The 20,663-nt window shown below is 62.7% G+C and carries 16 protein-coding genes and 1 tRNA gene; 11 read left to right on the top strand and 6 right to left on the bottom strand.

Features of this window, described 5'->3' with window-relative positions; translation table 11 throughout:
• Positions 1 to 283: 283 nt before the first annotated feature.
• Positions 284 to 520, top strand: coding sequence for a hypothetical protein (locus OCK01_RS05345; RefSeq protein ID WP_263822997.1), 237 nt, complete (start codon positions 284 to 286; stop codon positions 518 to 520).
• A gap of 61 nt (positions 521 to 581) precedes the next feature.
• Here OCK01_RS05345 and OCK01_RS05340 read toward each other — a convergent pair whose 3' ends face one another.
• Both OCK01_RS05340 and OCK01_RS05335 read right to left on the bottom strand, forming a co-directional pair.
• Positions 582 to 1,388, bottom strand: coding sequence for a phosphodiesterase (locus tag OCK01_RS05340; protein ID WP_263822996.1), 807 nt, complete (start codon positions 1,386 to 1,388; stop codon positions 582 to 584).
• 231 nt (positions 1,389 to 1,619) lie between these two features.
• On the bottom strand, positions 1,620 to 2,978 hold the full coding sequence (locus OCK01_RS05335; RefSeq protein WP_263822995.1) for an aspartate aminotransferase family protein: 1,359 nt from the start codon (positions 2,976 to 2,978) through the stop codon (positions 1,620 to 1,622).
• Positions 2,979 to 3,172: 194 nt separating this feature from the next.
• Between OCK01_RS05335 and OCK01_RS05330 the strand changes: the two genes are divergently transcribed.
• From OCK01_RS05330 to OCK01_RS05290, 9 genes are all read left to right on the top strand, one after another.
• Positions 3,173 to 4,531 carry a glutamine synthetase family protein gene (locus tag OCK01_RS05330; protein WP_263822994.1) on the top strand — a complete coding sequence of 453 codons (1,359 nt, stop codon included), beginning with the start codon at positions 3,173 to 3,175 and terminating at the stop codon, positions 4,529 to 4,531.
• A gap of 108 nt (positions 4,532 to 4,639) precedes the next feature.
• Positions 4,640 to 6,307 (top strand): amidohydrolase, encoded by a 1,668-nt coding sequence (locus tag OCK01_RS05325; RefSeq protein ID WP_263822993.1) that lies wholly within the window; start codon positions 4,640 to 4,642, stop codon positions 6,305 to 6,307.
• A 247-nt stretch (positions 6,308 to 6,554) separates the two neighbouring features.
• Positions 6,555 to 7,640, top strand: a complete 1,086-nt coding sequence (locus tag OCK01_RS05320) for an ABC transporter ATP-binding protein (RefSeq protein ID WP_263822992.1) — start codon at positions 6,555 to 6,557, stop codon at positions 7,638 to 7,640.
• Between the two features lie 4 nt (positions 7,641 to 7,644).
• On the top strand, positions 7,645 to 8,565 hold the full coding sequence (locus OCK01_RS05315) for an ABC transporter permease (protein WP_263822991.1): 921 nt from the start codon (positions 7,645 to 7,647) through the stop codon (positions 8,563 to 8,565).
• Positions 8,558 to 9,364, top strand: a complete 807-nt coding sequence (locus OCK01_RS05310) for an ABC transporter permease (RefSeq protein WP_263822990.1) — start codon at positions 8,558 to 8,560, stop codon at positions 9,362 to 9,364. The genes OCK01_RS05315 and OCK01_RS05310 overlap by 8 nt, the downstream gene beginning before the upstream one ends.
• 20 nt (positions 9,365 to 9,384) lie before the next feature.
• A complete protein-coding gene (locus tag OCK01_RS05305; RefSeq protein WP_263823165.1) occupies positions 9,385 to 10,413 on the top strand; it encodes an extracellular solute-binding protein in 1,029 nt (342 codons plus the stop codon).
• Between the two features lie 66 nt (positions 10,414 to 10,479).
• Entirely contained in the window at positions 10,480 to 11,511 is a 1,032-nt protein-coding gene (locus OCK01_RS05300) for a histone deacetylase family protein (protein ID WP_263822989.1), read from the top strand.
• 150 nt (positions 11,512 to 11,661) lie between these two features.
• The gene (gene amt, locus OCK01_RS05295; RefSeq protein WP_263822988.1) at positions 11,662 to 14,901 is read left to right on the top strand and encodes an ammonium transporter; all 3,240 of its coding nucleotides are present in this window, start codon (positions 11,662 to 11,664) and stop codon (positions 14,899 to 14,901) included.
• Between the two features lie 93 nt (positions 14,902 to 14,994).
• A tRNA-Val gene (locus OCK01_RS05290) sits at positions 14,995 to 15,069 on the top strand.
• Between the two features lie 35 nt (positions 15,070 to 15,104).
• Here OCK01_RS05290 and OCK01_RS05285 read toward each other — a convergent pair.
• Entirely contained in the window at positions 15,105 to 15,686 is a 582-nt protein-coding gene (locus OCK01_RS05285; protein ID WP_263822987.1) for a tyrosine-type recombinase/integrase, read from the bottom strand.
• A gap of 34 nt (positions 15,687 to 15,720) precedes the next feature.
• On the opposite strand from OCK01_RS05285, the gene OCK01_RS05280 reads away from it, so the two are divergent.
• Entirely contained in the window at positions 15,721 to 15,945 is a 225-nt protein-coding gene (locus OCK01_RS05280) for a hypothetical protein (protein WP_263822986.1), read from the top strand.
• Positions 15,946 to 15,978: 33 nt separating this feature from the next.
• Here OCK01_RS05280 and OCK01_RS05275 read toward each other — a convergent pair whose 3' ends face one another.
• From OCK01_RS05275 to OCK01_RS05265, 3 genes are read right to left on the bottom strand one after another with little or no spacing between them, the layout of a single operon-like run.
• The gene (locus OCK01_RS05275) at positions 15,979 to 17,484 is read right to left on the bottom strand and encodes a sugar ABC transporter ATP-binding protein (protein WP_263822985.1); all 1,506 of its coding nucleotides are present in this window, start codon (positions 17,482 to 17,484) and stop codon (positions 15,979 to 15,981) included.
• Positions 17,481 to 18,524 carry a hypothetical protein gene (locus OCK01_RS05270; RefSeq protein WP_263822984.1) on the bottom strand — a complete coding sequence of 348 codons (1,044 nt, stop codon included), beginning with the start codon at positions 18,522 to 18,524 and terminating at the stop codon, positions 17,481 to 17,483. The genes OCK01_RS05275 and OCK01_RS05270 overlap by 4 nt, the downstream gene beginning before the upstream one ends.
• Positions 18,521 to 20,650, bottom strand: a complete 2,130-nt coding sequence (locus OCK01_RS05265; RefSeq protein WP_263822983.1) for an ABC transporter permease — start codon at positions 20,648 to 20,650, stop codon at positions 18,521 to 18,523. The genes OCK01_RS05270 and OCK01_RS05265 overlap by 4 nt, the downstream gene beginning before the upstream one ends.
• Positions 20,651 to 20,663: the final 13 nt, after the last annotated feature.

Genomic DNA, 20,663 nt, shown 5'->3' with positions numbered 1-20,663 from the left:
TTTCGCAGAACTAATTCCGCTGCCGGCAAGGGTCGCAAATATACTTCGAAGCTCCCAGATGCATTCGAGGAAAGTTTTATTTGCACTTTCCGGAATAAATCCGAAATGGTATTAACTTATGTCTGTCGGGAGGAAATATTCAGCTGGTCCGGCTGTCGGTCGCAGGAATGGAATTCTCCTCCATCTGGCCCTTGGAAAGAAGCGGGAGACATGTGATCGGACCCTGGGGCCGAATCACATGCGGCCATAACGCCGCCGCCGGTCCATTTCAGGAGCGCGGAAAATGGTTGATCGGGAGGGGTGTCGGCGGCTGCCTGACTGGCCGGCTGTTCTAAAAATCGCTGTTGCAAGGCAATGTTCAACGATGCGCGCGGCAGCCTTCAAGATGTCGCAATGCGGCGAAAAACGTAGAAAATGTCATAAATTTGCTGTGAGTCGGGCCGCCCGTCCATATCCTGATCTGGACGGCTGGAAAGAGATGGCGTTCGGAATTCTGCGCAGTATCGCGCAAGAAAGTTGATTTCAGATCCAAGCAGTTTTGTCAGCCGCAAATGATGCGCAAGCCGCGTCCGTCCACCTCGTCAATACCAGTCATCGCGCTCGGCTTCGATCGGCATTCGCGCCGGGCGTCGGTCGAGGAAGGCGTCGTTGTGGATGATCGTCTGTTCTTCGCTCAGATGCACCACGGCATAGGCGGGCGGTTCGTCGCTATAGACGGTTTCCACCGATCCGCCGACCAGCGGCAATTGATGATTGGTCGATGGCAGGGCGGAGTAACTGATGCCGCGCCAGACGCCGGAGACGGCGCGATGGCCGTGACCGAAGAAGATATGCCTGACATCGTAGCCTGAAAGGATCTCGGCGAAATCCTCGGGATCGTCGAGCATGATCTTGTCCATCAGGGGATGGGCGATGCCGAAGGGGGGATGATGCATGAAGAGATAGATCGGCTTGCCGTCGGCGGCATCCAGTTGCTCGGCAAGCCATTCGCGTCGCGCCGGGCAATAGAGGCCGGCCGACGAGGGCGGTCCCTTGAGCGTGTCGAGGAAGAGAAGCGTGCGACCATCCGCCTCGATGGCGAACTGGACGAAGCCGTTTTCATCCACGGGGCGATCGGAGAACACGGCGCGGAAATTCGCCCTGTCGTCATGATTGCCGAGAATGAGATGGCAGGGCAGGGGGAAACGCGCCAGCCGCTCCTTGAGCCGCTGATAGGCGGCGGCTTCGCCCCTGTCGGTGAGGTCGCCGGTAACGGCCACGAAACCCGCATCGGCTTGATGGGCGGCGATATCGTCGAGGCAGGCCTCGAAACGTTCGAACGGATCAAGCCCCCAGAGCTTGCCGCCTTCTGGAAGCAGATGAAGATCGGTGACGTGGATGAACTTCATGCGCGGCTCCCGTGTCAGGCTTGCGTTTAGGTAGCGTAAGGAGGCGTCAGGGATGTGACAGGAGGGTTGTGATGCGTGTCGTGCACCGCCCCTCATCCCCCTGCCGGGACCTTCTCCCCGCGCATGCGGGGAGAAGGAGGATGTGGCAATGTGGGCGCTCCATCCTCCTTCGCCCCGCTACTGCGGGGAGAAGGTCCCGGCGGGGGATGAGGGGCTATCCGCGACGTATGCTTACTTCCACTCTTTCCATGCCGCATCCAGCGCGGCCTTCAGCCTCTTGGCCATGAAATCCACCTCCTCTTCGGTGATGATCAGCGGCGGGGAGGCGAGCATGCGGTCGCCGGTGGCGCGCAGGATCAGGCCGTTTTCGACGCAATGATTGCGCACCCAGGTGCCGATTGCATCCGGCTTTTCGAAGCGCTCGCGGGTCTTCTTGTCCTTGGCCATCTGCAGGCCGGCCATCAGGCCGACGGCCTGGGTTTCGCCGACGAGATCGTGATCCGTGAACGCATGCCAGGCCTTGGCGAAATAGGGGCCGATGTCGTCGCGCACGCGCTCGACGAGCTTTTCCTCTTCGATGATGCGGAGATTTTCAAGCGCTGCGACGGCGCAGACCGGATGGCCGGAATAGGTGTAGCCGTGGTTGAAGTCCGTCTGCATGATGACATTGGCGACGCGGTCGCTGACGAGCACGCCGCCGACGGGTAGATAGCCCGACGACAGGCCCTTGGCGACCGGCGCCATATCCGGCTCGAAGCCGAAATGCTGATGGCCGAACCAACTGCCGGTGCGGCCAAAGCCGCAGATGACTTCATCGGCGACCAGCAGAATGTCGCGTTCCTTGCAGATTCGGACGATTTCGGGCCAATAGGTCGAGGGCGGCACGATGACGCCGCCGGCGCCCTGGATCGGTTCGGCGACGAAAGCGGCGACATTGTCCGCGCCCAGTTCGTCGAGCTTGGCTTCGAGTTCGCGGGCGACCGTCACGCCGAAGTCTTCCGGCGAGAGATCGCCACCCTCCGCATACCAGTAGGGCTGGCCGATATGGTGGATCTTCTCGATCGGCAGGGAGCCCTGCTCATGCATGTATTTCATGCCGCCCAGGCTGGCGCCGGCGACGGTGGAGCCGTGATAGCCGTTGCGGCGGGCGATGAAATGGGTCTTTTCCGGCTTGCCGAGCGCCGCCCAATAGACGCGCGCCATGCGGAACCAGGTGTCTGTGGCTTCCGAGCCGGAATTGGTGAAGAAGACATGGTTGATGTTGGCGCCGGCATGAGCCGTCACCTTCTGGGCGAGCAGCGCGGTCGGCGGCGTCGTGGTGCTGAAGAACGTGTTGTAATAGGGCAGTTCGTCCATCTGCGCCCGCACGGCCTCGGCGATCTCGGTGCGGCCATAGCCGATATTGACGCACCACAGGCCGGCGAAGGCGTCGAGATAGCGCTTGCCGTTGGTGTCGATGATGGTCGATCCCTCGCCGCGGGCGATCACACGGGAGCCGGCTTCGTTCAGCTTCTTCATATCCGAGAAGGGATGAATATGATGGGCGGCGTCGATGGCGGCGATGTTGGAGAGCGCGGCGGTGCTGGTCATGTCATTCCCCCTTGCCGCAGAAAGCCCTCCCGGCTCCGGAGGGATGCAAGGCGAGGGACGCGGCGGTTTTGCCTGATTGAAAGGCGACGTGTTATCAGCTACCAAATTGGCCTGACTTCCCGATTTTGGCAAGAGATCAACGGCTTTTTGCCCGTTTCGCCAGACAAACCTGCTCAGCGAGGCCCAAACTCATCATGACATCATCGAGACCGGACGCCGGCATTTCGAACCCCGCGACGCCGCCGCGCATTGAAATCCTCCTGGTCGACATGAATGGCCGCCTGCGCGGCAAGCAGATCCCGATCGAGGCCGAAGACAAGGTCTGGAAAGGCGCTGTACGGTTGCCGGCCTCGACGCAATCGCTCGACATCTGGGGCGACGACAATGACGATCTGACCCAGATTTCGCTGACGCTCGGCGATCCCGACGGCGCCGTCATCGCCGACCGCGCCAGCCATCGGCCGATGCCCTGGGCGCCCATGGGATCGAGCCAGACGCTCGCCACCATGCACACGCTCGCGGGCGCGCCGCATTTCTGCGATCCGCGCGCCAAGCTCGCCGCGATCCTCGAACGCTTCAAGGAGAAGGGGCTGACGCCTGTGGTGGCGACCGAGCTCGAATTCTACGTGATGGAGGGTTCGAGCCGCGAAACGGGCGTGCCCATGCCGCCGTCGATCCTTACCTGCAAGGGCGCGCCCAACGGCTTCCAGCTATACGAGATGGACGCGGTCGACAGCATGCAGCCCTATCTCGATCTCGTGCGCGCCTATTGCGCCGAGATGGGCCTGCCGGCCGACGCCACCACGGCGGAATTCGGCGCCGGCCAGTATGAGATCAATCTAAATCACAAGGCCGACGCCATGGCGGCGGCCGACGATTGCATCTATCTCAAGCGGGTGGTGGAGCAGGCGGCGCGCAAACTGGGGCTGAAATCCACCTGCATGGCCAAGCCCTATTCCGACCAGGCCGGCTCCGGCCTGCATGTGCATGCGAGCCTGATCGACAAGGACGGCCGCAATGTGCTGGACGCCAAAGGCGGCGAGCCGACATTGCTCAAATCCGTCACCGCCGGCATGCTGAAGACCATGCGCGAGAGCCAGTTGCTGTTTGCGCCTTTCGCCAATTCCTACCGGCGCTTTCAGCCGAGTTCGTTCGCGCCTGTCGATATCGACTGGGGCTTCAGCCACCGCGGCACGGCGGTGCGCATTCCGGAAAAGGATGGGCCCGGCGCGCGCGTCGAACATCGCGTCGCCGGCGCCGACGCCAATCCCTATTTTCTGCTGACCGCCATTCTCGGCGGCATGCTGCTCGGACTGGACGAGACGCTGGATCCCGGGCCGGCGACCTCGCCCGAAGGGGGCCCCGAAAATCCCGAGCGGCTGACGCATGACTTCCTGACGGCGGTCGAGGCTTTCGCGTCCTCCGCCTTCATCGGCGACATCCTCGGACGCGACTATCAGAGGCTCTACGCCGACACCAAGCGCAAGGAAGCGCTCACCTTTCTCCGCACCGTCTCCGATTTCGACTACCGCACCTATCTTCCGCGGATTTGAGAGGCCTGAGGCCCGATCTTTTTCAGGCGCGCGCTTCCGGCGCGCGTCTATGGTTTTGGCGGAGATCTGCTAAGCCTAACCCGATACAGCCAGCCTTCGGAGTCGCTCATGTCCGGCATCACCCCCATCCTGATCGAAAACGCGTCCGTCCTGACCATGGATCCGGCCAATCCGCGCGCGGAAGCGGTCTATGTCACCGACGGCAAGATCGCCGGCGTCGGGTCGAACGCCGAGATGCGTGCTCTGGCGGATAAAAGCGCCCGTGTCATCGACGCCGGCGGCAACACGCTGACGCCGGGTTTGTCGGAAAATCACCTGCATCTGTTCTCGGGCGCGGCGGAACTCGACCATCTCCCGCTCGCCGGCGTCGAGGGCTTCGAGGCGCTCAAGGAAAAGGCGCTCGCCTACGGCGCCGCCATGCCCGACGAGGCGGTGCTCTATGGCCAGGGAGCCAATTACACCATTCTCGGCGACGAGCGCATGACGCGGCATCACCTCGACCGGATCTTTCCGGATCGTCCCTTTGCCGTCTTCGCCCATGATCATCACACTGTCTGGGCCAACACCAAGGCGCTGGAATTCGGCGGCTTGCTGCATGGTCTCAAGGTTCGTCCGGGCAATGAAGTGGTGATGGGCGAGGACGGGCTTGCGACCGGTGAACTGCGGGAGATGGAAGCCTTTGGACCGCTGCTGCGCGCGTCGGGCTTCGAGCGCTACCGGCTGGGTCTCGCCACCGGCGGCGAGCCCGATCCGTATCCTGAAGAAGACGAGTTCGAAACGGACATCGTCGTGATGCGGCGTGGGCTTGACTACTGCGCCCGCCACGGCTTCACCTCGCTGCAATGCATGGACGGCAATCTCTACCAGTTGCAACTGCTGGCCGAGATCGAGAAGCGCGACGGCTTCCTGCCGCTCCGCGTGCGCATTCCCTTCCACTACAAGAGCTTCATGGACCTGCCGATGCTCGAAAAGGCGTCGGCGATGGCGCAAGCCTATAACTCCGACTTTCTTTCCTCCGGCACGGTCAAGCTGTTTCATGACGGGGTCATCGACAGCTGGACGGCGGTGATGATCGAGCCCTACGCCAACAAGCCCGACGCCCATGGCGAGAGCCTGTTCGAGCCCGAGCAGTTCCGCGACGTGGTGATCGAGGCCGATCGACGGGGCCTGCAGATCGCCGTGCACGCCATCGGCGACGGCGCCGTGCGCGCGGTGCTCGACGCCTATCAGGCGGCGCGGCAGGCCAATGGTCCCCGCGACAGCCGCCACCGCATCGAGCATATCGAAGTGATCCATCCCGACGACATCGACAGGTTCAAGGAACTGGGCGTCATCGCCTCCATGCAGCCGGCGCATGCGCCGGGCGTGATGTCGCTGTCGCTCGAGCCGACGATTTCGATGATCGGCCGGGACCGTTGGCGCTATTCCTACGCCTGGCGGACGATCAAGGACGCCGGGGCGCATATCCCCTTCGCCTCGGATTGGCCGGTGTCGCCGATCGATCCGATGTATTCGGTCCAGGCGGCGCTGACGCGCAAGACGTGGCAGGACGGCGATCCCGACCAGCGCTTTACCCTCGAGGAGGCGCTGGCCGCCTATACCGCCGAAGGCGCCTATGCGGAATTCAACGAAGATCGCAAGGGTATGATCAGGACGGGCTATTTCGCCGATCTCACACTGCTCGACGCCGATCTGGAGGCGCGAGATCCCGAGGCTATCCATGGCGTTACGCCGTCGCTGGTCGTCTGCGGCGGCCGCGTGACCTACGAGGCCTGACGCCACCGCAAACCGTTCGGCGTCTCAGGCTAAAAAATTTTAGGTCCGGGACGCCGAAAACAGAGTTGTCAATTTCGTTTCGCTGTGGTCAGTTAATCGGGCGATCGCTGAAATCAGCATTTCAAAAATTGAGAAAAAACAAAGCGATCCGGGGAACATCTACATGCCGACGACTTTTTGACGAGGCTCGAGGCATGGGCGGAGAGCATCATGACGATGCGCACCGAAACCTGGGATGTGAGTCAGAATGAGTGACACCAACGCGATCGACATTCGCGGCGTGACCAAATATTACGGCCATGGCGACTACCGCGTGGCGGCCGTGCGGGAAGCCGATCTCTCGATCCGGCAAAACGAATTCTTTACGCTCCTGGGCCCTTCCGGCTGCGGCAAGACAACACTGCTCCGGATGATCGCCGGCTTCGAATTCCCGCAGGAAGGCGACCTGATCCTTTACGGCGAGAACATCGCCGAAATGCCGCCGTTCAAACGGCCGATCAACACGGTTTTCCAGAATTACGCGCTTTTCCCGCATATGTCGGTGGCCGACAATATCGGTTTCGGCCTGAAGATGCTCGGTAGACCCAAGACGGAGATCCAGGCGCGCGTCGCCGAGATGCTGAAGCTCGTGCGGATGGAGCATCTCGCGGGACGCGCCACCAGCCAGTTGTCCGGCGGTCAACAGCAGCGTGTGGCGCTTGCCCGCGCGCTCGCGCCGGCGCCCAAGGTGCTGCTGCTCGACGAGCCGCTCTCGGCGCTGGACTACAAGCTTCGCAAGGAAATGCAGGTGGAGCTCAAGCGGCTGCAGGCCGAAACCGGCATCACCTTCATTTTCGTCACGCATGACCAGGAAGAAGCGCTGACCATGTCGGACCGGATCGCGGTGATGTCGGCGGGCCGCATCCTGCAGGTCGGCGCGCCCCGCGACATTTACGATCGGCCCGCCGATCGCTTCGTGGCCGACTTCATCGGCGAGACGAATTTCCTCAAGGGCAGGATCGGCGCGATCGAGGCCGGCGCGGCGAAAGTCGACCTCGCCTGCGGCGTCTCGCTCACCGGTCCCCTTCCCGACGGCGCCTCGGCCGGCGACGAAGTGACGGTGATGATCCGTCCCGAGCATAGCCGGCTAACCCGCGAGGGCGGCGCGCTGTCCGGCGAGGTCGCGTCAATCGTCTATTTCGGCACCGACACCTATTTCAACCTTCGTCTTTCCGACGGCTCCACCTTCACCGTGCGCCAGCAGAACCGGCCGGGCGAGGAGAGCGCGATCGGGGAAGGACAGACCCTCGGCGTCATGCTCCCCGACGCCGCCATCCGTGTTTTGAGGGGTTGAGATCATGGCGCGTCACGAGGCTCTCATCGAGGCGCAGCAAAGACGGGATGTTCGCAATCGCTGGCTTTTGTCGCTGCCGGCGCTGCTGATCATTCTGTTCGCAGCCACCGGCCCGCTTTTGATCGTGCTCGTCTACTCATTTCTGATGCCGGGTGAATATGGCGATGTCAATTGGACATTCTCTACGGAATCCTGGGTCGGCGTCGTGCTGCAGCGGGATATTTTCGACGATACGCTGACCATCGCCGATGCGCATGTGTCGATCTTCCTGCGTTCGGTGCAACTCTCGGTGCTGACGACGCTGCTGACTTTGTTTCTCGGTTTCCCGACAGCCTATTTCATCGCCACGCGGCCGGCGGGCAGCCGCGATCTCTGGGTGTTCGCGATCACCATCCCCTTCTGGACCAATCTTCTCATCCGCACCTTCGCGATGCTGGAGGTGATCCGCAATCAGGGCCTGATCAACACGCTATTGATGAAGCTGGGCGTGATCGATGCGCCGATCCAGATGCTGTTCACCGATGGCGCGATCCTGGCCGGCATGGTCTATGTCTATCTGCCGCTGATGGTGCTGCCGCTCTACGCCAGTATGGAGAAGCTCGATTTCAGGTTGGTCGAGGCTGGCTATGATCTCTACGCCACGCCGTTCCAGGTGCTCCGTCGCATCGTCATTCCGCTGGTCAAGCCGGGCATGATCGCCGGCTCGATTCTTGTGTTCATCCCCTCGCTCGGCGCCTATGTGACGCCTTCGATCCTCGGCGGCGGCAAGAATCTGATGCTCGGCAACCTGATCGAACTGCAGTTCGGACAGGGGCGCAACTGGCCGCTCGGCGCGGCGCTGTCGATCGTGATGATGGCGCTGGTGATGGTGGCGCTGATCGCCTATGTCCGCAATTCCGGCTCGATGGAGAAGAGCCATGGCTAACCGCATATTCGACGTCCGTCGCCAGCGCGGCTTCACCACCATCGCTTTGCTCTCCTTCGTCGCGCTTTATGTGCCGATTGCGGTGCTGGTGGTGTTTTCCTTCAATGCGGGGGAGAGCATTTCCGAATGGGGCGGTTTTTCGCTGGACTGGTATCGCTCGGCGCTGGGCAATGTGCGGGTGATCGAGGCTGCGGGCCGTTCGTTCCAGATCGCGACCGTGGCGGCTTTGGTCGCGACCGTGGTGGCGACGCTCGCCGCGGTGGCGATGACGCGCACCGCGCCCTATCGCGGCATGACCGCGAAATACGCCTTCCTCAATCTGCCGCTGATGGTGCCGGAAATCGTCACCGCCGTGGCGCTGTTGATCTTCTTCTCCAGGCTCAAGATGTGGACCGGCTATTCGGGCATGGGCTACCTGATCGCCGCGCATACGGCTTTCTGCGTGCCGTTCGCCTATCTGCCGGTGCGCGCCCGACTTGAAAGCATGGACACCACGCTGGAGCGCGCGGCGGCGGATCTCTACGCCACGCCCGTGAAGGCCTTTCGCTACATCACGCTGCCGCTGCTCTGGCCCGGCATCATCGCCGGCTTCATGCTGGCCTTCGTGATCTCGCTCGATGACGTCGTGATTACCGAATTCGTCAAATCCGGCGGGCAGGACACGTTGCCGACCTATATGCTCGGCCAGATCCGCCGCGGCACGACGCCTGAAGTCAACGCCATCTCCACGATGTTCCTGCTGCTCTCCTTGCTGGCGGTGACCATCTTCTTCTTCATCAACCGAAAACGAAGTTCATAAGAAAGGGAACCAAAATGACAATGGGACGGAAAATGCTGGCGGGCTTCGCCATGCTGATGGCGTCGGCCAGTTTTGCTCATGCCGACGGGGAATTGCACATCTACAACTGGGGCAATTACACCAGCCCCGAGATGATCAAGAAATTCGAGCAGAAATACAACGTCAAGGTCACGATCACCGACTACGACTCCAACGACACCGCGCTCGCCAAGGTGCGTCAGGGCGGCACCGGCTTCGACATCGCCGTGCCGAGCCAGAGCCATCTGTCGATCTGGATCAAGGAAGGCCTGATTCAGGAGACCGACCCCGGCAAGATGGAGAACGCCAAGAACATCGCTCCGGAATGGGCCAATCCCGAATTCGATCCGGGCCGCAAATATTCTGTTCCGTGGCAGTGGGGTTCGGTCGGCGTGGTCGTCAACACCGATGTCTACAAGGGCCCGGCAGATAGCTGGGGCATCCTGTTCGATCCGCCGGAAGAGCTGAAGGGCAAGATCAACATCGTGCCTGAGATGTCGGATGTCCTGTATGCGGCGATCGCCTATAACGGCGGCAAGCTGTGCGAGACCGACAAGGCGATCCTGAAAAAGGCCCGCGACACGCTGGTCAAGGCCAAGCCCAACTGGGTGGCGATGGAGTACAACACCATCGAAAAGATGACGGCCGGCGATTTCGCCGCGACCTCGGACTGGAACGGATCGGCGCTGCGCCAGCGACTCGCCAAGCCGAACATCCACTATTTCTATCCGAAGGAAGGCATCACCTTCTGGTCCGACAACGTGGTCGTGCTGAAGGAAGCCAAGAATGTCGAAAACGCCAAGCTGTTCCAGAACTTCATCATGGACCCGGAAAACGCCGCGATGATCTCGGCTTTCGCGCGCTATTCCAACGGCATCAGCGGTTCCGACAAGTTCATGCCCGAGGACATGAAGGGCGCGCCCGAGCTCAATCCGCCGGCCGACGTCAAGGCCAAGGCCGAATTCATGAAGCTTTGCGACCCCGCCACCCAGGATCTCTACACCAAGATCTGGACCGAACTGCAGAAGTAAGGTCTTCGTCTTCGTCTCCCGCCGCGAGCTCATCGCGGCGGGTTTTTCATTCACCGGAATTCCGCCATGAAAACGATTTTTTCCCCCCGCCATCTGGGCCACGCCAACAATCTCGAGCTCGTCGCGGGGGCCATCGTTCCCGCCTATGAGATGCCCTCTCGAGCGCAGTTCATCCATGACCGGATCATCGAGGTCGGCCTCGGCCCGATCCTCGGACCCGACGAGCATACACTCGACACCGCCGCCCGCGTACACCGCAAGGATTTTCTCGATTTCCTGCCGACGGTCTATCCGCGCTGGAAAGAAGCCGGCCGCGACGGCACCGCGCTGCCCTTCACCTGGCCGACGCGCGGGCTCCGCGGTGACGTCGTTCCCGACTTCATCGACGGCGCGCTCGGCTACTATTCCTTCGACGCCGGCATCGGCATGGTCGAAGGCTCGTGGGACGCGATTAAGTCCTCGCATGACGTGGCGCTGACGGCGGCCGCGCTCGTCAAGGGCGGCGAGAGGGCCGCCTATGCGCTTTGCCGTCCCCCGGGGCACCATGCCGGGGCCGGCTTCATGGGCGGCTATTGCTTCATCAACAACGCCGCGGTCGCCGCGCAATGGTTCCTCGATCAAGGCGCATCGCGCGTGGCGATCCTCGATGTCGACTATCACCATGGCAACGGCACGCAGGAGATCTTCTACCGCCGCAAGGACGTGCAGGTCATCAATCTCCATGCCGACCCGATGCAGGAATATCCCTATTTCCTCGGCCACAAGGACGAGATCGGCGAAGGCGAGGGCGAAGGCTTCAACCTCAATTATCCGCTGCGCTGGGGCGCGACGTTCGAGACCTGGAACGAGGCGCTGGAAGACGGCTGCCGCAAGCTCGTCGACTACGCGCCCGACGTCGTCGTCGTCTCGCTCGGCGTCGACACATTCGAGAAGGATCCGATCAGCAAGTTCAAGCTGAAGACGGAGGACTTCCCGAAGATCGGCGCGCGCATCGCCAAGCTCGGTCTGCCGACGCTGTTCGTGCAGGAAGGCGGCTATGCGGTCGCCGATATCGGCGTCAACGCCGTGGGCGTCCTGCAGGGCTATGAGGGCGCATGAGAGCGGCTGGCCGGCTTCGGCCGGCCTCCTTACTTTTCGATACTCTAAATTACGTAGGACTATCAGCGGGATAATCCTGATTCGTTTCAAAATGAAACGATAATTTAATGTCGTGGGGATAGTTTTTGCCGGACTTTTCCGGGATCGCCCATGTTTAGAGCTCTGTTTTTTCGTCGTTTGTCGTCCATTGCCCTGACCGCGATTGTTCTGTGCGGCGCGCCTGTCGTCGCCGTGGCGGCCGAGGACGACATGTCCTACAAGGCGCAGATCGACCTGACCTGGCTGATGACGGCGTCGTCCCTGGTGATGATGATGCAGGTCGGCTTCCTGCTGTTGGAAGCCGGCATGGTTCGATCGAAGAATTCGATCAACGTCGCCCAGAAGAACTTGCTCGACTTCGTCTTCGGCATCGTCGCTTTCGCCTCCGTCGGGTTCATGATCGCCTTTGCGCCGTCTGCCGGCATGTTCATCGGCATCAGCCACGATTTCTTCATGTTGAACGACCTCGAGCCTTGGGAGGCCGGCTTCTTCGTCTTCCAGGTCATGTTCTGCGGGACGGCGGCCACGATCGTGTCGGGCGCGGTTGCGGAACGGATGAAGCTCTCGGCCTATGTCGCCGGCTCGATTGTCATGTCGGCGCTCATCTATCCGGTCTTCGTGCATTGGGCCTGGGGCGGCGCGCTCGGGCCGTCGTCCGGCGCTTTCCTGTCCAATCTCGGCTTCGTCGATTTCGCCGGCTCCACCGTCGTGCACGCCACCGGCGGCTGGGTGTCGCTGGCCGCCTGTCTGGTGATCGGCGCGCGGCGCAACCGATTCCGCGAGGACGGTTCGATCACCCGGATATCCGGGCACAGTCCCGTTCTGTCGACCACGGGCGCATTCCTGCTGTTTTTCGGCTGGCTCGGCTTCAACGGCGGTTCGGCCATGCGCATGAGCGCCGATGTGCCGATCATTGTTCTCAACACCGTGCTCGCCGGCGGCATGGGGGCTTCGATCGGCTATGTCATGGGGCTTCGCAACGGCGTCATCCTGCCGGAAAAATCCTTCACCGGCATGCTGGGCGGCCTGGTCGCGGTCACAGCCGGCTGCCACATTCTGACGCCGGCAGGGGCCATGGCCATCGGCGCCGTCGGTTCTGCGGCGGCCGTCTGGAGCACGCATGCGATCGAGCGCTATTTCAGGATCGACGACGCGGTGGGAGCGGTCGGCGTCCATGCCGTCGCCGGCGTCATCGGCACGCTGATGCTGGCTTTTCTCGCGCCCGTCGACAATCTGCCGAACGGCGGCCGTTGGGCGCAGTTCGAAATCCAATTGCTCGGCTCCGTCGTCAATTTCCTCTGGGCTTTTTCGGTGGGCTACGCATTCTTCTGGCTGCTCGACAAGGTCTCGCCGATCCGGGTCAGCGCGCAAGCCGAGGATATCGGCCTCAACGTCGCGGAGCACGATACCCGTCTGGGCGTCGGCCATGTCGAGACGGCATTGTCGGATCTGCTCGGCGGCTCCGGCAATCTCAAACATCGGCTGCCGGACGACAATGGCGGCGAGGCGGAAACGCTGACCGGCCTGTTCAACCGCCTGATGGACACTCTGGAAGAACGCGAAAAGGAGCGCCTCGACGTCGAGCACGCCAAGCGCGACCTGCAGGAGGCCGACCGCGTCGCCGCGCTCGCCAATGCGGCGCTCGAAGCCATCCTCGTCCATATCGGCGGCACGATCGTCGACGCCAATGACCAGTTCAGCAAGCTTTTCGGCGGGCAGCGCCACGAGGTCATCGGTCGCGGCCTGTTGGATTTCGTCACGCCGGAAGAAGCCGAAAGGCTGAAGTCGCGGCTCGGCGCGCAGGGCGAGCAGACATTCGAGACCGTGATGGTCAGCGCCGACAACGAACATATCCCCATCGAAGTCCGCAGCCGCGACATCCATTATCGCGCCCAGCAGGCGCGGGTGGTCTGCATCATCGATCTCAGGGAACGCAAGGCCGCGGAGCAACGCATTCGCTACATGGCCCAGCACGACCCGTTGACGGGCCTGCCGAACCGCGTGCTGTTCAACGAGGAACTGGCGCGGCGCACGACATCCACGACGCATGGAGCCTCCCATGCTCTCGCGCTGGTCGACATCGATCATTTCAAGGATATCAACGATGTCTACGGCCACCAGGCCGGCGACAAGGTGATCTGCGAAGTGGCCCGGCGTCTGTCCGACATTTCCGGCCCCAACACCACAGTGGCGCGGCTCGGCGGCGACGAATTCGCCGTCATCGTGGTCAACACCGCCTTCGAGAACCAGCTCACAGATCTCGGCCTGCGGCTGATCCGCGCCTTCCGCACACCGGTCGATATCGGCGGCGGCGCGATGTGTCCGGTCAGCGTCAGCATCGGCATGGCGCGCTGCCCGGATCACGCCGAAACGCCCGACGACCTGATCGCGCTGGCCGATATCGCGCTCTACGAATCCAAGAACGCCGGCCGCAATCGCTGGACGATTTTCCGACCCGGCATGAACGAACTGACCGAGAAGCGCCGCGAACTCGAGGCCAAGCTCGCCCAGGCGCTGGAGCGGGAGGAATTCGAACTCTACCTCCAGCCGCGGGTCGACACCGCCTCCGCCTCAATCTCCGGCTATGAAGCGCTGTTGCGCTGGCGCGACGGCGATGGCCAGATGATCAGCCCGGCCGATTTCATTCCGGTGGCCGAAGCGTCGGGGCACATCGTGCCGATCGGTCTGTGGGTCGTCTCGGAAGCGTGTCGGATCCTCGCCGAGCACATTCCCGACGGCAAACTCAGCATCAACGTGTCGCCTTTGCAGTTCCGCCAGCCCGGCTTCGTCGATTCGCTCGTCGGGATCGTCGGCAAGGCGGGAATATCGACCGACCGTCTCGAACTTGAGATCACTGAAAGCGTTCTGATCGACGACGACGCCCGCGCGCTCGCCATTCTTCAGGATCTCAAGCGCAAGGGCTTCGAAATCGCGCTCGACGATTTCGGCACCGGCTACTCCTCTCTGTCCTATCTCAGCCGCTTTCCGTTCGACACGATCAAGATCGACCGCAGCTTCGTCGCCAATCTCGACGAAGCCGAGAGCTCCGGCGTCATCATCCGCACCATCGCCGAACTGGGCCGCGGATTGGGGATGACGCTGGTGGCCGAAGGCGTCGAAACCATAGAGGCGGCGCGCTTCCTGACGCAGATCGGCTGCCACGAATTGCAAGGCTATCTGCTCGGCAAGCCGGTCGCCGTCGAATCGCGCGCGCGCGACGTGGACGCGGCGGTCGCAGAGGTTATTCTGTCCGCCGCCAGCGCCGCCTCGACCTTCACTCAGGATCTCAAGGACGCCGCCGACCGGCTGAAACTCGCGGGTTCCGAGATCCCGCTCCAGAAAACCGCATGATAACAACGCCGCCGCTTGCATTGCCCCCGCAAAGCTGTTAGAGGCTGCGCACCGCAAACGGGAAGCCTGCTCCGGCTGGTTTTTCGACAGGATGGGCGTGTAGCTCAGCGGGAGAGCACTTCGTTCACACCGAAGGGGTCACAGGTTCGATCCCTGTCACGCCCACCATCCTAAAGTTATCCCCTTGATTTCATTTCGTTTTTCTACCTAGATCCCGCACCGGGTTTTGGGTGCGGGATTTTGGCGGCCTCTATTTGTTCTGCGAGCATGCGCGAATTCTTCATTCCAAGCTTCGCGCGCTCGGCGCCCTTGGTGTAGATTTCGGCCTGTCGGGATGTCGTCCATCCATATTGCGCCATCAGGTCATGCACCGTTGCGCCGCCGTTCGCCGCCAGCGTGGATGACAGCTTTCGGACACCGTGCGCCGATTTGTTGACGCCAGCAGCCCTACACGCCTTCCGAAACCAGTTCGAAAAACTCTCGGCTGTGTAGGGCTTTCCCTTGTCGCTGACGATGAAATGCAGATCGCCGGTCTTCGTCCTGTTGATGATGTCCATCAACGCATCGGGAAGCTCCAGTGTGACCACAACGTCGTTTCCTCGCGTCTTGTATGGGCGGATCGTCATCACGTTGCCAGCGAGATGCTGACGACCAGCAATGTGCATACAGGCGGCTAGGTCGTGCTTCGCCATGACGATGTCGCCCTGTTGGTAAATGACCCCCGGCTGCAGGCGACAGAGGTCGCGATGCCGGCGCAGGCCGGAATTTCCGGGGGCGCGTTGCATGACATTGTCGCGCAAAGGATGCTGACTCGATCAGGTGCGAAACGAACTGGGGAATGGATATCTTTCGTCCCGCGCGTTCACCGTCACCGACATCTCGGATCTTCTGGGCTTTTCCGAAGTCGCCCGTTTCCCGAGCTCCTTTCAGCGCTGGAACGGCGCCGCGCCGCAAGCCTATCGCACCGCTCTGGCGGGGAAGCCGGAGCAATGGCGGCCGGCTCGCGGCGTGGGCTTCCGTGCGACCGAATTCGGACAGGGCTGAGCCGTCCGGCTGTCGCGACGAAACGGGGCGGCGTCAGTGGATGGCAGCGTTGAGGATGGCCTCGGCGGTGGCGTCCTCGCGGGAGAATTCGGCGGCGATCGCGCCGCCCTTGGCGACGAGGATGCGATCGGAGAGATCGAGAATTTCCGGCAGGTAAGACGAGATCAGCATCACGCCCGCTCCGGCGTCGGCGAAGTCGCGGATGATATTGCGGATTTCTGCGATCGCGCCGACGTCGACGCCGCGCGTCGGTTCGTCGAAGATCACCAGCCGCGGTTTCTGGGCAAGCGACTTGGCGATGACGACCTTCTGCTGATTGCCGCCCGACAAGTGCAGGACCGACTGGTTGTCGCCGATGCTGCGGATGGAGAGACGTTGCGACCAATGCGTCGCCAGCCCGCGCAATCTCGCCATGGGCAAGAGGAAACGGCCGCGGCCGAACTTCGCGAGCCAGCCCAGTTCGATGTTTTCGCGAATGCTCATCGTATCGAAGAAGCCGTCGAGCTTGCGGTCCTCGCTGACATAGGCGATGCCGTCCGCCACCGCTTGGGCGGGCAGCGCATAGCGCACCTCGCGGCCATCGAGCCAGATGCGTCCGCCGTCGAAATTCCGTTTGGTGTGGCCCATCACGACTTTGGCCATTTCGCTGCGGCCCGAGCCGATCAGTCCGGCGATGCCGGTGATTTCGCCGGGAAAGATGGAGAAGGACATGTTGTTGACCATGCTGCCCATGCGCAGGCTTTCCACCCTCAGCACCGGCAGTGCCGAGCGCGGACGCGCCTCCGACGGGCCGCGCCCGGAGGTCTCCAGCAATTCTTCGCCGACCATATGGTGAATGAGGCGGGCGCGATCGAAATCGGCGGCGGGGCCCGTCGCCACCAGCCTGCCGTTGCGCAGCACCGAAATGCGATCGGCATAGGTCAGGGCCTCTTCGAGCGCGTGCGAAATGAAGATCATCGCCACGCCGCGCTTCTTCAGGGCGCCCATCAGTTCGAACAGGTGTTCGGTTTCCTCCGGGGTGAGGGCCGCCGTCGGCTCGTCGAGGATGATGACCCGCGCATCGTTGAGCACGGCGCGAGCGATCTCGACCATCTGCCGTTTGGCGGCCGACAGAGAGCCGGCCAGCTGTCCCGGATCGACGTTGAAATTCAGCCGCTGCAACACTTGCCGGGCCGCGCTGCGCACTTTCCGCACGGAATTGAACACGCGCTCGCGACCGAGAACGATGTTTTGCGCCACGGTCAGCTGCGGAACGAGGGTCGTTTCCTGATAGACCATCGAAATTCCGCGGCGGCTGGCATCCTTGGGCGCTGCGAGCGTAGCCGGAGCGCCATCGATCTGCAGCGCGCCTTCGGACGGCGTAATGACGCCGGCGATCAGCTTGCAGAGCGTGGATTTTCCGGCCCCGTTCTCGCCCGCCAATGCGTGGATTTCGCCGGGATGGAGATCGAAGTCTACGCCGTCCAGCGCGGCGATGCCGCCATAGCGCTTCGTGACTTTGTCGAGGCGGATGATCGGCGGGGCGGCTGTCTCGGTCATGTGACGGATCCCAGATTGAGGATTTCGCCGCTGGCCCGGCTGACGGCGACCAAGTCGCCTTTCCAGGCCAGCGCATTGCTGATGGCGTGGCGACGGCCGTTGGCGCGCGACTGGGCGGAGCCGATCGGCATGAAGTCCTCGTCGAGCAGGATGATCAGCCCGTAGGAGAAAGACGGCGCCCATGGCTTGATCTCGCCGAACAGACGCGTCGCTCCGAGCTCGATCGGGAAATCGGCGCTGAATTCGGGGTTTGCGCGCGGCGAGATCCAATGGCGCGGATCGATCGTCGACTTCATCTCGTCGACGAAACGGCGCTCGGTGCGCAGGAATTCGATCAGCGGATCGCGCCTGGACAGGCAGGCGAGCGCGAAGCCGCCGTCCACTTTGCGGATTCGGCCCATATAAGCGGGAAAGCCGGCGCGGCGAACCCGGCCCTTTGCATCGATTACCCGGGCGGCGTCGAGTTCGGTGATGACGAGGTCGCCGGCGCGATCGCGAGTGACGCCCATCGGGCAATGGAGTTCGCCTGCAAGACGACGGACACCGCCGTCCGGCAGATGCGCCGCCAGAACGCCTCTGCGCGCCGGTTCCCAAGGAGCCATCGACAGCGCCGCGTCGGCCGAGGGATAGCCGCTCTGCAGCGTGACGATCTCGTCTCCGTCGCCGAACAGGCAGTCGATCACCGGCCCGGCATCGGCGTTGGCATGGAAATCCCAGGAACTCGCTTTCCCGGCCGGGTCGAGGACATGCATCCGGCCCGTCGCGAGACCGATCGCCAGCCGTCCGTCAGGGCTCGCCGCCAATGCGGTGACCGTGTCGTCGAAGGCGTGTACGAGGCGCGGCGCATCATTGAAATGGTCGAGCGCGAACACCGATGCGCCCGAGGAGAACACCAGCCGGCCGGCCGCGTCGATCGCGATCGCATCAGGGCGATCCACCGATATCGATCGGGCCTCGTCCAGCCGACTGTTCGGCCCCAACACGCCTTCCAGCGTCATGACCGGGGGCTTGGCCGTGGCCCGCTTGAAGAACCAGCTCATGCTTTCCCCCAATAGCTGTCTTGACCGGTCCAGCGCGGATCGGCCGATGGGAGCGCCAGTCGGCCGATCTTGTCGTTGGTGACGCCGCCGAGATAGAGGACGCCTTTGTGTTCGCGCATCGAGGTGATCATGTAGAGCGGTCCGCTCGCATCGTCCCACAGCGCATCGACGATGGCGCCCTTGCCGTCGACCTTGAGCACGCCGCCGAGATTGAGGTTGCCGAACAGCCAGTTGGTGGGCGGCACCTGTTTGGTCATGCGTCGCCGCAGGGCGGGGTGTTGCATGGCGAGGTCGATCACCGGATTGCGCATGCCGGCCAGCGCCACCCAATACCCGCCGTCCGACGATCGGTTTATGTTGTCGGGGTAGCCGGGCAGGCCATCGAGGAAGACGCGGGGGCCGGCGTCGAGATCGTCGAGATCGAAGGCGAGGATGGAGCAGCCCCAGGTGCTGGCGACCAGCAGATGCCGGCCGTCGTGGCTGAGACAGACGCCGTTCGGGAAAATGAGGTTGTCGCATACCGTGCGCGTCCGGCGCGTCTTCGGATCGAAGCTCAACAGACGACCGTTCGGGCGGCCTTCGAGCAGATCGAGGCCCCAGTTCTCGATATCATAGCGCTTGGTGGCGTCGGTAAAATAGATCACGCCATCCGGGGCGATATCCAGATCGTCGGCCATGCGGATGACGGTGTCGTCATTGACGCTGAACAGCGAGCGTTCGGTCTGGTCGGTCAGGAGCTCGACGGCGCCGTCCATGGTGACCCGCACGAGGCCCATGCCGGCGACGCAGGCGATGATGGCGCCGGCCCGATCGAAGGCGAGGCCGAGAGGTCGGCCGCCGATCTTGGCGAGCGGCGTCGCCCGCGCGCCGTCGAGAGGAGAAAGCCGCATGATATAGCCGTCGCGCGTGCCGCAATAGAGATTGCCGTCACGATCGATCAGTACGTCTTCAGGTCCGTCGACTTCGCCCGCCGCCAGCAGCGTCGCATCGCGCAGTTTCGGCGCGCCGTCGCCGGGCATCAGCCCCGCCATGCCCTTGATCGGTGAGATCGCCAGCGCCACGGGATCGAGATAGGCGGAGGCGAGCAGCCGATGCCGATTCTTGCGAAAGCGGACATCGATGGCGAGAATGGCGATCAGGATCGCGCCGAGGGAAAACTGGACGAAATCGCCGCGCAGACCCGCATTGATCAGCGCGTTGTTGAGAATATAGACCGTCAGGAAGCCGATCAGCACGGGGATGACCGCGCCGCGACCGGGAACGAAGCCGCCGAGCCCGACGACCAGCGCCGTCAGGGCGAAAAACTCCATGCCCAGCCCGGTGTCGGAGCCGGCGCTGTTCTGCCGCGCTGCGAAAAGAAATCCCGCCAAGCCGACGATGAGGCCGGCCAGAACATAAGCGAGGAAAATGGTGAAGCGCACCTGAATGCCGCCATGGCGCGCCGCCTTGCGATTGCCGCCGACCGCCAGGATGTGCCAGCCGAAACGCGACTGCCGGAACATCACGAAGGTCGCGACCGCCACCGCCAGCAGAACCCAGAAACCCACCGGCATGGTGAGCAGCTTCTCGAAGCCGATGAAATCCCATGTGTCGTCGAGGCGGCTGCTGCTGGAAATCTCCACCAGCCGCGCCTGCGACGCCAGCGTATAGAGGCCTCGCACGGTGATCATGGTTCCGAGCGTCGTCAGAAGCGCGCCGCAACCGATGATGCCGGCGAGCAAGCCGTTGATCGCACCGATCAGCGCGCCGCAGGCAAGGCTGAGACCCAGCGTGGCGGGAACCGGAAGTCCGAGAATGTGAAAACCATATAGCGCAACGAAGGCCGATAGCGCGAAATTCGATCCCACCGACAAATCGATGCCGCCGACCGCGACGACGATCAGCAGCGCCAGCACGATCAATCCGCCGTCGGCCGCATATTGGGCGAGATTGCGCAGATTGGATGCGGCGAAATAGCCGTCCGTCGTCACGAGCACGCCGACGAGTACGCAAACAAATGCAATGAAGGGGATGGCGCTTTCGATCCAGCCTTTCGACAGGAGATCGGTCAGGACTCGCCGCGGCGAGATCACGACCTTTGGCGCAGGCTGGCGTTGCAGATTGGAGAACTCGAAAGATGCGGTCATTGCGGGATCCGTC

The sequence above is a fragment of the Rhizobium sp. TRM95796 genome, assembly GCF_025779995.1.
In the GTDB taxonomy this organism is placed as follows: domain Bacteria; phylum Pseudomonadota; class Alphaproteobacteria; order Rhizobiales; family Rhizobiaceae; genus Rhizobium_E.
Note: the sequence above shows the minus strand (reverse complement) of the source record. Positions and strands in the feature narration are given on the sequence as shown.